Origin of the sequence: Kordia zhangzhouensis, assembly GCF_001005305.1 — a bacterium.
Lineage (GTDB): Bacteria > Bacteroidota > Bacteroidia > Flavobacteriales > Flavobacteriaceae > Kordia > Kordia zhangzhouensis.
In genome coordinates this window covers 229,024-244,267 of record NZ_LBMH01000002.1, presented here as the reverse complement: position 1 = coordinate 244,267, position 15,244 = coordinate 229,024, and the positions used below count along the sequence as shown (strand labels likewise).

13 protein-coding genes are annotated in these 15,244 nt (G+C 33.8%); 4 read left to right on the top strand and 9 right to left on the bottom strand.

What is annotated here, in order from left to right:
* Positions 1–371 precede the first annotated feature (371 nt).
* Positions 372–2,819, bottom strand: a complete 2,448-nt coding sequence (locus AA088_RS02550; protein ID WP_046743382.1) for a DUF4114 domain-containing protein — start codon at positions 2,817–2,819, stop codon at positions 372–374.
* A gap of 163 nt (positions 2,820–2,982) precedes the next feature.
* On the opposite strand from AA088_RS02550, the gene AA088_RS02545 reads away from it, so the two are divergent.
* Positions 2,983–3,651, top strand: coding sequence for a class I SAM-dependent methyltransferase (locus tag AA088_RS02545; RefSeq protein ID WP_046743381.1), 669 nt, complete (start codon positions 2,983–2,985; stop codon positions 3,649–3,651).
* 1 nt (position 3,652) lies between these two features.
* Here AA088_RS02545 and AA088_RS02540 read toward each other — a convergent pair whose 3' ends face one another.
* The 8 genes from AA088_RS02540 to AA088_RS02505 form a co-directional block, all read right to left on the bottom strand.
* Complete coding sequence (locus AA088_RS02540; RefSeq protein WP_046743380.1) at positions 3,653–4,360, bottom strand: LytR/AlgR family response regulator transcription factor; 708 nt, start codon at positions 4,358–4,360, stop codon at positions 3,653–3,655.
* Between the two features lie 4 nt (positions 4,361–4,364).
* Positions 4,365–4,682 carry an Hpt domain-containing protein gene (locus AA088_RS02535; protein WP_046743379.1) on the bottom strand — a complete coding sequence of 106 codons (318 nt, stop codon included), beginning with the start codon at positions 4,680–4,682 and terminating at the stop codon, positions 4,365–4,367.
* Between the two features lie 2 nt (positions 4,683–4,684).
* On the bottom strand, positions 4,685–5,734 hold the full coding sequence (locus tag AA088_RS02530) for a sensor histidine kinase (protein WP_046743378.1): 1,050 nt from the start codon (positions 5,732–5,734) through the stop codon (positions 4,685–4,687).
* Positions 5,735–6,874 (bottom strand): FIST signal transduction protein, encoded by a 1,140-nt coding sequence (locus tag AA088_RS02525; RefSeq protein WP_046743377.1) that lies wholly within the window; start codon positions 6,872–6,874, stop codon positions 5,735–5,737. It abuts the gene before it with no gap.
* A gap of 1 nt (position 6,875) precedes the next feature.
* Entirely contained in the window at positions 6,876–8,855 is a 1,980-nt protein-coding gene (locus AA088_RS02520; RefSeq protein WP_046743376.1) for a PAS domain S-box protein, read from the bottom strand.
* Positions 8,852–9,394, bottom strand: coding sequence for a heme NO-binding domain-containing protein (locus tag AA088_RS02515; RefSeq protein ID WP_046743375.1), 543 nt, complete (start codon positions 9,392–9,394; stop codon positions 8,852–8,854). Before AA088_RS02515 ends, AA088_RS02520 begins: the two co-directional genes overlap by 4 nt.
* 89 nt (positions 9,395–9,483) lie before the next feature.
* Positions 9,484–9,897: a response regulator gene (locus tag AA088_RS02510; RefSeq protein ID WP_046743374.1), complete on the bottom strand. Its 414-nt coding sequence runs from the start codon at positions 9,895–9,897 to the stop codon at positions 9,484–9,486.
* 222 nt (positions 9,898–10,119) lie between these two features.
* Positions 10,120–10,710 carry a carboxymuconolactone decarboxylase family protein gene (locus AA088_RS02505; protein ID WP_046743373.1) on the bottom strand — a complete coding sequence of 197 codons (591 nt, stop codon included), beginning with the start codon at positions 10,708–10,710 and terminating at the stop codon, positions 10,120–10,122.
* A gap of 66 nt (positions 10,711–10,776) precedes the next feature.
* Here AA088_RS02505 and AA088_RS02500 point away from each other — a divergent pair, with 66 nt between their 5' ends.
* The 3 genes from AA088_RS02500 (at position 10,777) to AA088_RS02490 (ending at position 15,221) form a co-directional block, all read left to right on the top strand.
* The gene (locus AA088_RS02500; RefSeq protein ID WP_046743372.1) at positions 10,777–11,199 is read left to right on the top strand and encodes an OsmC family protein; all 423 of its coding nucleotides are present in this window, start codon (positions 10,777–10,779) and stop codon (positions 11,197–11,199) included.
* Between the two features lie 126 nt (positions 11,200–11,325).
* Complete coding sequence (gene recJ, locus AA088_RS02495; protein WP_046743371.1) at positions 11,326–13,014, top strand: single-stranded-DNA-specific exonuclease RecJ; 1,689 nt, start codon at positions 11,326–11,328, stop codon at positions 13,012–13,014.
* Between the two features lie 131 nt (positions 13,015–13,145).
* Entirely contained in the window at positions 13,146–15,221 is a 2,076-nt protein-coding gene (locus AA088_RS02490; protein ID WP_052752753.1) for a glycoside hydrolase family 97 protein, read from the top strand.
* Positions 15,222–15,244: the final 23 nt, after the last annotated feature.

Sequence of the window (15,244 nt, the reverse complement as noted above, 5' to 3'; positions counted from 1 at the left end):
AATTTGAGTATTAATCACGCCTTTTCTTTCTTCTATTTCAATTACACTTTTATTATGAGAAGACGTAGCATTAGCATTGAAAAATATATCAATGTTGCTATTTTCTCTGAATAAGGTAAAAACATACATTTTGTTGGCAATTTTTCCCTGTTTAGGCTCTATTAATTAGTCTTTTGTATATCACCATATATGAATTTTAGTGTTTTATTACTTGCGTGTAAATACTATTCTAAGGGTAATTATTAAGAAAGTTATTCAAAAATTTTGGTTATTTTTTGTAGAGTCATTAAATAAAAAAAGACAAAAGAAGTATTTCTTTTGCCTTTTCAATCAACCAATTAAAATTACTATGAATATAAAAACAACCTAAGTTACTTAGCAATAAGTTTGAGGGTTTTGAAGGTTTGTGCTTTGCTTTTTATACTACAAAAATACAATCCAGGACGCCAGTTATAACGGTTTAGGGGAACCGTGTTCTGACCAATTTCGGCTTTAACCATTTGCATATAAACTACTTTTCCTAGTTGATCGTACACGAGTAACTGTACGTCCTCAGATTGTTTTGCTGTAAAGTGAATATTTGTTTGTGTAGTTATCGGGTTTGGAACAGCCATAAGCTTTGTAGTGTTGTCTATTTCAAATTGTGCAACACTTAATGTGTTTTCCAATCCAAAGGATACATTGTTCACTTGCACATTAAATGGAACATAACTATGATAATCGCCTTGGATGGAAAAAATAACCGTTTTTACATCTGAAATTGTAGCAGGAGTTCCGCTTCCGTCCAAGAATTCATCAAATGAAATCGTGTAAACAGTTTCTGAAGTATTTGCTGGAATGATTTTGCGATATCGATTGTTCCAATCGGTTAGGTTTTCCTGTACTAGGATGACTTCTACAGGTTGAGAGTTGGTAATATTGAACTGAATATTCTCATAATCACTCACCACCAAGGTTTGATCGCCTGGCAATACATGTCTAAAAAGGTTCATAGTTCCTTTTACTTGCCCAGAAACCAAAGCTTCTCTTTCAATTTCAAATGTATTTTCAAGATCATTTACCGTGGTATTGTGTACCTGAAAATTATTAACAATTACAAGTTCTTCTAAATAATCAATTCCCCACGGGCCGTCTGCTAAATACAGGGCATCTTGCTGTGATGAAGCAGAGGTGCTTAATGAAATACCAGCATCAAATAATTGCCCAGTTGGTATAACCACGGTATCTGTCCAAAACCCTGTTAGCGATATATTTTGTGTCATTGTGGTACGATTTGCTATTTCTGTGGCAGCGATGCTTGCTTCAAAAAAAGCAGTATATACACTAGCTTTATTTATAATATTGAGGTAAATATTTCCATTAGCATAGTAGCCCGACCGAACAAATACTGGCGGAACGATATCGTTTACTATTTGACTGTTTAATGGTTTTTCTAGTGTAAGAGTGTCAATAATATGATTTCCAATGGTAAACACTTGTGATAGTGAACTTCCCCAAATTTGAAAATTGTAGTAATCGCCTGCCGGATATTGCTCAATATTCCAAAAACTGTATAGTTCATTCGCTGTATTTCCAAGTTTTACAGAGAAGCTTAATGTATATTCTGTTTCTCCCGAAGCTCTTTTAATTTTGGAACTAATCAATTGATGGCCACGCACCATTACTGTTCGTATATCTTCTAGTGAAGAACTATTCAATCGATCACAAATAACCTTTGAATGATCATAAATGGCTCCTTGAGTAGCAGTTGCCAATACGGCAGAAACTCTTGTATTATCTTGATACACATCTAGAGCAAAAATTTCAGAAGCGTTCGTAATTGGAATTAAGTCTGTTGGACTTGATAAATACGTGGTTTCCGTTCCGTACATACCTGTATCAGGCAAGTAGGTGTCCAAACTGGTTCCATCTTCAGCGTGCAAAGAAGCATAGGTTTGCTTGTTGAATAAGGTTTGCAATTGTTTCGTATTTTGAACATTTCCTGTTTGAGTACGTTTAAGATTTCGTTTTGCAATTAAGCTTGCTAAGTTTCCATTACTTTCCAACCCGCCATCATTCGCTGAGGTTACATCTGTAGCACTTTCTACATCTGCATAATTTGTAGTTTTTAAAGCTGTATATGGATTGGCAGTTATATAAAATATAGCATCATTAAAATCATTATCACAGGATCCATAATCACGTCTAATGTCTTCAAAACCTAATATAATTCGCTCATTATCAGGGTCATTTAATAATACATTATGATGTTGTAAATTTTCATCGGCTTCAGGATTGTACGAAGGGTTGGAATATAGTTTCCACAATCCATCTCCAACAGTACTCGTATTTGAATCCCATGCATTGGCTAGTAAAACCCAGCCAATTCCTGTTCCTGAAGAAAATGTACCAATCTTCACTTTATCACCTACTAACAATCCACCACCGCTTCCTAATGCAGATACATTTGGAAAAATTATAGTGATATCTTCAGGTTGAGGCGCTGTAAGAGGTGGATTATTGACATCATACGTATAAAACCCTAACACATTTCTATAACCAGCACCTTCACTTACAAAGGTTACCCAAATATCTGCAGTTTGGTTAATAATCAAGTCTGTATCGTATCCTGAAGAAATATAATGCGGATTGTAATCAGGGACAGGGTAGTTCTCCGGAAGTGTATTACTAATCATCTCTAAAGTTTCTATTGAAACATTGTCGCCAGGGACTTCCAAATATAAAGGAGTTCCATTTGATGTATAATTGCCTAAATATTGATAGTTTTGAGCATTTGTAACTATAGTTGCTAATATGCTGATAAGTAATAGTTTTTTCATAACTCTTCCGTTTTGTATTACAAAGCTAGCAACAGGAAAAAAGTAAAATTGAGATCATCGGTATGATTAGTTTAAGTGTAGACGAAATGCAATTTTCTGTTGACTAATTTAGTTCGCTTTTCAAGATTTTATTATATCTAATTATCTTTACAGTCAATAACTTATGAAAAAAGAACCCTTGAAGAAATATAAAACGCCATGGCCCACAAAAGCGGCAATGGAACAGATATATGAATTGAACTTGTGGGGAACTAACGGTTCTGAATTCTATTCGGGAAGTGGTTCACATGACGAAAAAATTATTGTACCGTATATAAAAGCAGTAAATTCTTTTTTTAAATCTTTTAAAGAGCCTTTGACAGTTTGCGATCTTGGTTGTGGTGATTTTAATGTAGGCAAACAATTGCTAACATATGTAAAAGAGTATATTGCCGTTGATATTGTTTTTGATTTGATTGAACGTAATAAGGAAAAGTTTAAAAGAGAAAATGTTCACTTTGTGTGTTCGGATATTTCTAAAGATACGTTACCAAAAACAGATTGTGTGTTGATTCGACAAGTATTACAACATCTATCTAACGATGAAGTTTCCCGTATTGTACCTAAGTTAAAAGAGTATACGTATCTCATCCTTACGGAACATCTTCCAGAAAATGATTTTATTCCCAATCTTGATATTATTTCTGGACAAGGCATTCGTTTAAAAAAGAATAGCGGCATTAATTTACTTGCAGCTCCATTTTATTTAAAAGTAAGAGAAACACAGGAATTAGTGTCTATAACACTACCAAATGGAAAAGGGAAAATTGTGACGTATGTATATACTCTTTAGACTATAGTAAGTCCAAACGTTTCATAAGTTCAGGTCTTTTAGAACGGCTTACAGGAATCACATCTTTTTTAATCAAAACACTATTGTCTTCTATGTCAATAATCTTTTTTAAATTGATGATATATGAGCGATGAATTTTTAAGAATAGGGACTCAGGAAGCTTTTCTTCAATTTTTTTTAAGGTAGAATGTACTGTGTAGTTTTTGTCTTCTGTTTTGATATGAATATAATCTCCTTTAGCTTCTACTAGATAAATACTTGGAATATCAATTTTAATCAAACGACGATCTATATTGATATAAAAGTCATTTTCATAGGTTTTATCAGTTTTGGACGTATCTGAAGTTTTCGCAATGAGTTGATGTTTCTTTGCTTTTTCAATGGCCATTTTAAAGCGATCGGTTGCAATGGGCTTTAATAAATAATCAACAATACATTCATATTGGAATGCTTCAATTGCAAATTTAGGATCGGAAGTTGTTAAAACAATACTCGGTGGATTTTTAAGTGTTTTTACAAAGTCAAAACCAGTAAAATCAGGCATGTGGATATCCAAAAAAATAAGATCTACTTTGTGTTCGTTGAGGTATTTTATAGCTTGCATTGCGTTGGGAAATTCACTGACAACTTCTAGCGATCTCACATCATCGCAGAGTGTTTTTATAATTGTTCTTGCCAGTTTTTCATCATCAATAATAATACAATTCATCACCTCAAAATGTTTTTAGATATGTCGTAATTGAGCGTAAGATTTGTTCAAAGTCTTGCTGCCCTTTTAAGCTTTTTTCTCGAAGATTATGTTCATAGCTATTTGCGAGTTCATAACTTTTTTCGAGACCTAAAATACTAATTTTGTGCTTAAGTTTGTGAACGTTTTCCTCTATTTTTTTGTAATCTTTTTTCTTCAAACTTTCATAGTATTCTTTTTGCTCTTCAGGGAATTCGGTTAAAATTACATCAATCAGCGTTTTACGCACAGATTCATCTCCACGCGCCAATTGCTCAATATAATGTAAGTTTGGTTGTTCCATTATTACTTTTTTAGCGTAAAGTAAAAAGTAGTTCCTTTGCTGGGAGTCGACTGTATCCAAATTTCTCCCTTATAAAGTTCGATGATTTTTTTGACAATTGAAAGTCCAATCCCTGTTGATTTATAGTCGTTTTCTAGTTTTTGAAACGCAATAAAAATTTTGTCAAAGTATTTTGCTTCAATTCCTTTACCATTATCTTTTACATAAAATTCCCAAAATTCATTTTTATCTGAAAAACCAATCGTAATTTTTCCTTCAGTTTTGTCATTGAATTTGATTGCATTTCTTAATAAGTTACGAAATAATTCTTTCAATCGAAAATGATCGCCTGTAACTGTTGGCAATGATTCAGGAATCGAAATAGTAATATGAGACGGAATTTGTGTGAAACTGATGACTTCTTGAAGTACTTCATTGGTATCAACTTTGTAAAAGTCTTTTTCAACACGGCTTATTGTAGAGTATTTTAAAATTCCTTTTACCAGCATGTCCATCTTTTCCACATTATCACGAATTAATTGGATAGTTTCCTTTCCATTATCGTCTAGCAATGCTTTATAATCTTCTTCAAGCCAAGACGTAAGTGCATCAATACTTTGTAAAGGTGATTTTAAATCGTGAGAAACCAAATGTGTGTAGTCTTTCAACTCTTGATTTTGACGTTCTAAGTTGGTCAATAGTTTATCCCGTTGTTGATTAATTTTTAAAATTTCTTTAGTTTGATTTTCAATAATATCTACCAAACGTAATGAGTCTGGAGTAACATTTTCATCGTCCTTATTTTTAGTAGTTTCATAGGTGTTAAGGATATCAATTACACTTTGAAGTTTTTTAATAATTTCTTTTTGCGCCTGTGATTCTTTTCGAAGTTGTTTGTTAGCCTCAAATAATTCCTCTGAACTGATTGCCGTTGCGCGTTGTAGCATGGCAAATTGTTCATTAGATGTGTCATACGAACGATTTACCGCATCCAAAAAGCGTTCAATCTCAGGATTTGATTGCAAATCTGAACTCAAATATTTTCGTATTTGTCTTTTTAAAAGAGGATTCATTTATTCGCTTATTAGCGTGATAGTCATTGTTTGATTGTGTAATTGGCAGTTTTGCTCACCGCGAAAAGGAGCAATTTCTCCATACGAATACAATCCGCAAATTGTAGTATGTTTTCCAACAACTTCAATTACTTCTTCTACTTCTTCTTCAACACGTTGATCCAGCACTAATTTTCGTCCAATACAACTAACTAAAATTGCTAGATCTGGTTCTTTTTCTTGAAATTCTAGAGCATTGGATGCCGCTTCTTCAGAAGCATCTACAATATTATCTACATTAGTCATCATGAGTTGTACCCGAGAATTTTCAAGAATATCTCCAGCCAATACCATCGAGTTGTCTTCTTCATTAATATTGAGAATGGTACGCACAATAGATTGCTTTTCATTGGATGATTTTACTTTTAGCGGATATAACAATGCTGCAGCAGGCAATTCTTTCGATTTTTCGCCTAAGTATTTTTTATAGAGATCCAATGCAGGTTGATCATCCAATTCGTATAAAATATTAGCTTTTGATCGGGTTACAACACGTTCTGGACCAAATGGTGTCCATCCACCATTTATAGAAAAACTTACGTTTAAACTTTCTCCATATAGCCCAATAGCTACAATTTCTCCAGATTTTGGAAGTTCATTGTATGATGCTATTGTTTTTTCAAACCGAGCTGCATCACCACACAAAGCTCCTGTGATAAGGATATTGTTATCAACAGCAGCATTCATTCCTTGTGTTAATTGACTTCCGTTGATAAAACTTCCTTCGGAAACAACAAATATGTGTTTAAGGCCTGTTACAGGAAATTGATTGATTAAGTTTTTACCGGTCAAAAAACTGTCTGTCTTTTCAGAATCGGTTAACACATTTGCCGTTTTAATTTCGTAGTAACTTTTTTCAAACTCGATTGCTGTAATGGTAACACTTTCGTCATCTACATATTGTGAAGTAATATCGCCTGCAGAAGAGCCAAACACAAATTCGCCATCTGCAAAAAGGGCTTTAACTTCATCAAGTATAGATTCATCTTCTAATAAGTATCTATTTCCAAATACTAGCACCAAGGGTTTTTTTAGCGAAATGTTCTCACTTAAATATTCCCAAGTTGAAGAAGCCGTCTTTTTAAGTTGTACCGTTTTCATCCTATTTTTTTATCGTGAAGAAGAATGTTGTTCCTTCTCCTAATTCGCTTTTTAGCCAAATGGTACCTCCATATAAATCAACTATTTTTTTTACAATAGACAATCCGATACCTGTAGACTCTTTGTTTTTATGTAAGGAATGAAAGATTTTGAATATGCGTTCATGATACTTTTTTTCAATTCCAATTCCGTTATCTCGGACAGAAAATTGATAAAAAGAAGGTTTTTCTACATAATCAATTTCGACAATTCCTTGTTCTTTGTTACAGAATTTAATAGCGTTGCTCATTAAGTTCTGAAAAAGTTGTTGAAATTTGGTAGGATCGCCTTTTACAATAGGCAGTTTTTTTAATAGGTTAATGGTGATGTGATCTGGAACAAATAATAAACGTTTTACATCGTCCATTGTTGTGTTGAGATCTATACTTTCAGCTTCTTTGGTTTCAGAGCCCGCACTGGAATATTCTAAGATATTGGAAATCAATTTTTCCATAGTTTCCAAAGTGGCTTCAATCATATTGAAATTTTGAAGCGTTTCTTCGTCAAATGTTCCTTCATTATCTGACTTAATCCAAGAAATCAAGGCATCAATGCTTCGTAATGGCGATTTGAGATCGTGCGAAACAATATGTGCATATTCGTAGAGTTCGTTATTGCTTTTTTCAAGCTCTTTTAGAATTTTTTCTTTTTGCTTTTCGAGAGTTTTAAGTTCTGTAATATCCAAATGAATTCCAATAGAACCAATAATTTCTCCTTGAATGTTATAATTTGGCGCACCACTTATCAACCAATTTCTTGGTTCCCCTTTTTTATTGGTTACATGAATTTCGTATGAGTTGGACTCGCCAGCCATTCGTTTTTTGTTTTCTTCGGTAATTATATGTTCATCTTTCGCAATAGGGAACATTTTACCTCCTATTTTACCGATTAATTCTTCTTCAGAATAACCAGACATTTCACAGAAGCTTTGGTTTACCATTAAAATTTTATCATCACTATCTACTTCTACTAAACCAAGGTTCATATTCGCAATGATGCTACTATATTTTTCTTTTTGGGTTTCCAAACTTCTTCTATATTGCCTTTTTAACGTAATATCTCTATACGTCCATAAGTGACCTTTATACCTATTTCCTTCAATAATAGGAACAAAGTCAAGCTCCAGAATTGTACCATCGTTCATTACCAACTCTTTGCCAATTACCTGCTTCTTTTCTTTTAAGATTTCGTTGAGAGTTTCAATAAAAATATCAGGCTCTTTAAATAAGCTTTTGCTTTGTTCAGCAGCATTCGAACAGTCTTGACCTATCATCATTTCGGGAGCTACTGGAATTTTAAAGATTTCGCAAAACTTTGCATTAGTAAGCACAATTTTTCGATCTTCATCTTCTAGTAAAATTGCACTATCTAAGTTGAGAATAAGAGTTGCTAGTCGGTTCTCAGATTCAATGAGTTTATCATCAAATACTTTTTGAGAAGTAATATCACGAATAATTCCTTGTGCCGCAATCGGTTTTTGATTGGCATCATAAATTAAGCTCGCATTAATTTGTATCCAACGAATTTCTTTTGTTTTGGTATATACGCGAGCTGTGTAATTTGAAAAGGTTCCTTTTTTTATTAATTCTTTAAATGAAGCACGAGTGTAAGCAGCATCTTCAGGATGAATTAGGTGATTAACATTTAGCGATTCTTTGGAAACATCAAAGCCAAAAAGCGCACAAGCAGCATCATTCATTGTTAGTACATTTCCGCTTAAATCCATAACCAAATACGCATCGATTATATTTTCAAAAACACCTGCCAGTTGCGAAGTTTTTTCGCTGACAGATGCTTTTAATTTGGCATTTGTTACTTTGAGTTCTTCAGAAAGCTCGTATAATTCTCTAGATTTATCTTCTAGGATTTTTTCGGCGGCTCGGCGTGCTGCTCTTTCGCGTTCAAGTGTGCGTTGTAATATGTCGATTTTTTCTTGACTCATGAATGTTTTTTGATGATAAACTTTACTTCAGTTCCATCTTCTTTAATTTTTTCTAAAACAATTTCTGCAGAACTGTTAAAATGCTCAAAGGTTTTATTCATCAAACCCAATCCAAAATGATGCATAGCACGACTTGATTTGTAAATCATTGTCAATGAGTTTTTTGTCTTTTTTTCTACAATAAAAGTAGGCAATTCGGCATCGGGATATATTTTTTTGACTTCTACATGAATATGATTTTCAATAGAAGATAACATTTCTATCGGATCTTTGTAAGTGTCTAAAAGACCAGGGTAATTTTTTTCAATAACACTAAAAAAGTGTTCTGCATAGGTTAATAATAAGTCATCAATAGAAATGTCTGTATTTGTGCTTAAGTTTTGTAACAACTGAAGCATTTCGGAAAATCGATAAGTCCCAATTGATGTATATATTCCGTTAGATTCTAATTGTGATTGCGTAATAATTGTATCAACCATTTCTAGACCAAATTTGTCTTCTACTAAGTCTAAAAATTCTGTAAAAATGATTCCTTTCATAAAACATTTTTCAGGTCAAACGCAGTCAAGACCTATTTTTATATTGTAATATACTATCTTTTTCTACTGCGTGTAAAAAGATAGGCGCATTAAGCGCTTTTTAATTCATTGATGGACCAATATGAAAGAGTAATGTCAATTTTAGAAACGTATTCTTCATATTTTAAAGGTTTTAAAATATAGCCAGAAATACCAATTCTATAACATTCTAAAATATCTTTTCTATTATCTGATGTTGTTAAAATAATGGTTGGAATATGTCGCAAATCAGGATTACTTTTTAAAATAGATAGGAACTCAATACCATTAATTTTTGGCATATTCAAATCTAACAAGATGATATCAGGTAAATTATCTTTGGTTTCTAAAATAGCCAAGGCTTCTTCAGCATTTTTAGCTTCAGTAATTGTATGTTTTGCCTTTAACAATGAAACCGTACGATTCATTTTCATGATTTCGATCAAGTTATCCTCTATTAATAATACTTTCAATGCATTTTTCATTTTTTTCCAGTTTTCAGCAATTATGATACAATTTTACTTTATAAAAAATCATTAAAAGTCAATTGAAGATTAAACAAGAATATGTATAGACGAAATGCAAATATGTATAGATGAAATATTTTGTATGTGCACGATTTTTCCTTTCTTCACAGAAGAAGAATGAGCTAAAAAAACCTTTATTTTACTAAATAAAGGTTTTGTATAGTGTTAGTTTTGAGTTGTTTAAATGTGCTTTCCTTTTTCCCAGCCGTGCTTCCCTAAGTATTGATTTCCACTTTCAACAGCACCTTCTTCAATAGATGTTCCCATACTATCATTCCAACGATTTAAGTAACCAAATAAGGAAATGACACCTAGCATTTCAACTATTTCGCCTTCGTTCCAATGTTTATATAATTCGTCTTTAATTTTCTCATCTACCGCATTAGGAATTACCGATGCAGCCAAAGAAAAATCCAACGCAGCGCGTTCTGCATCTGAAAAAGCAGGATGTGTTTTATATTCCCATATGTTATCCAACTGTTCTTGCTCAGCTCCATAACGCTCAGCAGCTCTAATTGCATGTGCTTGACAATAACGACAACCAGTCGCATTACTACTTACCCAAGCAATCATTCGTTTCAAAGCAGAAGTTACACGACCTTCATTTGCCATTACAGCTTTGTTAAGGTTGATAAATGCTTTTGAAATGGCGGGTCTGCGCTGCATAGTCAATACAGAGTTTGGACAAAACCCAAGTGTTTCGTTAAAAAATTCAGCTAATTCTTTGGTTTCCAAATCATGTTCTGGGCTCAAAGGTGTTACTAAAGGCATAGTATATTTTTTTTAATTAATTACTCGTATTTTTGATACCAACAAGAAACGAAAAAAACTTCAAATATGGCACACAAAGTCACTACACATTGGAAAGGAAATATGTTATTTGAGTCAGATAACCCAAGTGGAAAAACGGTTTTGATTGATACGTCTCCTGAAAACGGAGGAAACAACGAAGGATTGTCACCCAAAGCCATGATGTTGTCTTCGCTTGCAGGTTGTTCAGGATTGGACGTCGTTTCTATTTTAAAAAAAATGAAAGTTACTGTAGACGATTTTAAAATGGAAGTTTCAGGAGAACTTACCGAAAATCACCCGAAATATTATCATACCGTAACGATAGACTATCATTTTTATGGGGCTAACTTAGATGAAAAGAAAATCAAACGTGCCGTAGATTTGTCTGTAGAAGTTTATTGTGGTGTGATGGAAATGTTTCGTCGTTTTGCAAAAGTGGAAACTAATACGTACTTTCATAACTCTTAATTCCGTAGTATAATTTTCCTCAGTTTATAAACATCAAAAAATCATTCCGTACATAGAGCGTAGCCAAAAATGTAGGGAAGTATACTTCTTGAAGCTAAGAAAGAAGTAATTTTTAATAGCAGATACATGCGTTGGACGTTAAAACCAAAACCAGAAACACATAAAATAAACCATTTAATGGAAGTGCTTCAAGTAGATGAAGTCATAGCAACATTACTTTTGCAACGTGGCATTGAAACCTATGAAGAAGCAAAAACTTTTTTTCGCCCTTCTATTAAACATCTTCACGATCCGTTTTTGATGAAGGATATGGAGATTGCTGTAGCACGAATTGATAAAGCAATTTCTGGCGGAGAAAATATATTGGTATATGGTGATTATGATGTAGATGGAACTACTTCGGTCGCTTTGATGTCTTCGTATTTAAAAACACTATACCCAAATGTAGCAACGTATATTCCCGATCGTTATGAAGAAGGTTACGGATTGTCATTCCAAGGAATTAATTATGCGTCTGATAATGATATCTCACTCATTATTACGCTTGACTGTGGTATTAAAGCGATAGACAAAGTTGCGTATGCAGCAGAAAAAGGAATTGATATTGTAATCTGTGATCATCATCGACCAGGAAGTGAATTGCCCAAAGCAGTTGCTATTTTAGATCCTAAACGAGACGATTGCAACTATCCATACGATGAACTTTGTGGCTGTGGAGTTGGGTTTAAATTAATTCAAGCACTAGCTTCTAGAAGAGGACAGTCTGTTGTCGAATTGTTTCCTTACCTCGATTTAGTTGCTACAGCAATTGCTGCAGATATCGTTCCCATTACTGGAGAAAATAGAACGCTTGCATATTTTGGAATGCAAGTTATCAATTCTGCTCCAAGAGCAGGAATCAAGGCAATTATTGCTCAGTTAAAAAAACAAACATTAACAATTACAGATGTTGTTTTTGTTGTTGCTCCTCGAATCAATGCAGCAGGAAGAATAAGTCATGGATTGCATGCTGTTGAACTTCTTACAGAACAAAATGAAGATGTGGCGAAACAGTTTGCTGCATCTATTGAGGAATTCAATGCTGAGCGTCGTGAGTTGGATCAGGATATAACACTAGAGGCTTTTCGTCAAGTAGAAAAACTTGGAGAAGAAGAACGCAGTACAACTGTGGTGTATAATGAAAATTGGCACAAAGGGGTTATTGGAATTGTGGCTTCTCGACTGATTGAAACCTATTACCGTCCAACATTGGTTTTTACTAAAAGTGGTGACAAATTGGCTGCATCAGCACGCTCTATTAAAGGATTTGATGTATACAATGCGATAGAACAATGTCAAGAACATCTTATTCAGTTTGGCGGACATACATATGCTGCAGGACTTACCTTGAAAGAAGAAAATTATCAAGCATTTAAAGATGCATTTGAAGAAGTTGTAAAAACAACAATTGATACACATCTTTGCACACCTGAAATATTGATTGATAAAGAGATTACTCTTCCGGAAGTTACCCCAAAATTTTATCGAATTCTAAAACAGTTTGCTCCGTTTGGGCCTAAAAATATGAGTCCAATCTTTATGAGCAAGCAATTACAAGATACGGGTTGGGCAAAATGTGTAGGAACAGATAATGCGCACTTAAAAGTAACTGTTGTTCAGCGAAATACACAACCTATTGGTGGAATCGGCTTTGGTTTAGGAGACAAACTTCCTAAAGTTGCCAATAAAAAGCCGTTTGATGCTGTTTATTCCATCGATGAAAATGTGTGGAATGGAGAAACCAATCTTCAACTACGATTGCGAGACATAAAGTAACGATTTCCTTTTGCTTATTTTTTTGTCAAGGAAAAAAGGTGTTTAGAACAACTTATCAACACGAAAACGGTTGCGTACTGTCTGTTAATCCTGAAAAGACTATTTTTAAATATAATTCAATCAAAACCATCATGAAAACTATCCTAAAAATTGTTTTTTTCATTGGAATTTACTGCTTTTATTCGTGTATAAAAGAAGTAACTACAACAACTATTTTATCACCCAATCAGAAGATTAACGTTTCTTTTTTCTTATCAGAAAATGGAGAGCCACAATACAAAATTACTCATAAATCAAAGACAGTAATTGACACGTCAGCTTTAGGTTTTGATTTAAAAGATGTTCCTTCTTTAGCCAAGAATTTTAAAATTATCAAAACTAAAACAAACTCTACTGATGAAACTTGGAAGATGCCTTGGGGCGAACAGGAAACCGTACGAAATCATTACAATGAACTAACAATTGAGTTACAAGAAAAAAATACATTAGCAAGGAAACTCAATATTGTTTTTAAAGTATATGACGATGGTGTAGGTTTTCGATATGAATTCCCTAAACAAGAACAATTAAAAGAAGTGATTATTGTAGATGAAAACACTCAATTTCAGCTTACAGACGACCATACTACATGGTGGATTCCAGGTGATTGGGACATTTATGAACACTTATACACCACATCTAAAGTTTCTGAAATTGATGCACTAAGTAAAGTCAATCATGAAAGTTTAGCACAAACCTATATTCCAGAAAATGCTGTAAATACACCAGTAACAATGAAAACAGCAGATGGCTTACATATCAGTTTTCACGAAGCTGCTTTGATTGATTATTCAGGAATGACACTGAAAGTAGATACAGAAAATCTATTATTACAAAGTGAATTAGTAGGTTCGGAACGAACAGATTACAAAGTAAAACGCACGACACCATTCACCACACCTTGGAGAACAATTCAAATTACAGAAAAAGCAACAGAATTAATCGATTCAAAATTAATAGTTAATCTAAATGAACCTTCAAAAATAGCTGACATTTCTTGGTTTACACCGATGAAATATACTGGTATTTGGTGGGAAATGCATTTAGGAAAATCTTCTTGGGACAAAGCCTCAGGTAAACATGGGGCAACAACTGAAAATGCGAAAGCATTTATCGATTTCTCCGCCAAAAATAACATTAAAGGAGTTTTGGTTGAAGGGTGGAATACAGGTTGGGAACATTGGATTGGTTTTGAAGACAGAGAAGGAGTCTTTGATTTTATAACTCCTTATGATGATTATGATTTACATGAAGTAGTGCGGTATGCAAAAGAAAAAGGAGTCGAAATTATTATGCATCATGAAACGTCGGCGGCTATTGGAACCTATGATAAGCAAATGGACAAAGCGTATCAGTTGATGAAGGATTTGGAAATTCATTCGGTGAAGTCTGGTTACGTGGGTAAAATTATTCCAAAAGGAGAATATCATCATGGACAATGGATGGTGAATCATTACAACAACGCAGCCATAAAGGCAGCCGAATACGAAGTGGCAGTAAACGCGCACGAACCCATCAAAGCAACAGGATTACGTAGAACCTATCCAAATATTATTTCACGAGAAGGACTACGTGGACAAGAGTTCAATGCTTGGGCAGCAGATGGAGGAAATCCACCAGAACATTTGCCAATTGTAGCTTTTACACGAATGTTGGCTGGTCCAATTGATTATACACCTGGAATTTTTAATATCAAACTCACTCCTTATAAGGAAACTAATCAAGTCAATACAACAATTGCACAACAACTAGCACTGTATGTAGTAATATACAGTCCAATACAAATGGCTGCCGATTTGATAGAAAATTATGAAGGAAACCCTGCCTTACAATTCATTCGTGATGTTGGTGTCGATTGGAAACAAACCAAAGTGTTGAATGGAGAAGTAGGTGATTTTGTCACGATTGCTCGTGAAGAACGTAACACAGGCAATTGGTTTTTAGGAAGTATTACCGATGAAAACCCACGCAATCTAGAAGTTTCGTTAACCTTTCTCGAGCCTAATACTACATATACAGCAACTATCTATAAAGATGGAAAAGAAGCCCATTGGGATAAAAATCCTACTGCTATAGAAATTGAACATATGGAAGTAACTTCAACGACTAAAATAACGTTAAAGCTTGCTGCAGGTGGTGGAACTGCAATTAGTTTTATCAAAAAATAAATTGTAGAACATGGAATGTATCG

Bases quoted from the DNA above. Each gene is read 5' to 3' on its own strand.
- AA088_RS02550 (WP_046743382.1), bottom strand. From the start codon at position 2,819: ATGAAAAAACTATTACTTATCAGCATATTAGCAACTATAGTTACAAAT.
- AA088_RS02545 (WP_046743381.1), top strand. From the start codon at position 2,983: ATGAAAAAAGAACCCTTGAAGAAATATAAAACGCCATGGCCCACAAAA.
- AA088_RS02540 (WP_046743380.1), bottom strand. From the start codon at position 4,360: ATGAATTGTATTATTATTGATGATGAAAAACTGGCAAGAACAATTATA.
- AA088_RS02535 (WP_046743379.1), bottom strand. From the start codon at position 4,682: ATGGAACAACCAAACTTACATTATATTGAGCAATTGGCGCGTGGAGAT.
- AA088_RS02530 (WP_046743378.1), bottom strand. From the start codon at position 5,734: ATGAATCCTCTTTTAAAAAGACAAATACGAAAATATTTGAGTTCAGAT.
- AA088_RS02525 (WP_046743377.1), bottom strand. From the start codon at position 6,874: ATGAAAACGGTACAACTTAAAAAGACGGCTTCTTCAACTTGGGAATAT.
- AA088_RS02520 (WP_046743376.1), bottom strand. From the start codon at position 8,855: ATGAGTCAAGAAAAAATCGACATATTACAACGCACACTTGAACGCGAA.
- AA088_RS02515 (WP_046743375.1), bottom strand. From the start codon at position 9,394: ATGAAAGGAATCATTTTTACAGAATTTTTAGACTTAGTAGAAGACAAA.
- AA088_RS02510 (WP_046743374.1), bottom strand. From the start codon at position 9,897: ATGAAAAATGCATTGAAAGTATTATTAATAGAGGATAACTTGATCGAA.
- AA088_RS02505 (WP_046743373.1), bottom strand. From the start codon at position 10,710: ATGCCTTTAGTAACACCTTTGAGCCCAGAACATGATTTGGAAACCAAA.
- AA088_RS02500 (WP_046743372.1), top strand. From the start codon at position 10,777: ATGGCACACAAAGTCACTACACATTGGAAAGGAAATATGTTATTTGAG.
- recJ (WP_046743371.1), top strand. From the start codon at position 11,326: ATGCGTTGGACGTTAAAACCAAAACCAGAAACACATAAAATAAACCAT.
- AA088_RS02490 (WP_052752753.1), top strand. From the start codon at position 13,146: ATGAAAACTATCCTAAAAATTGTTTTTTTCATTGGAATTTACTGCTTT.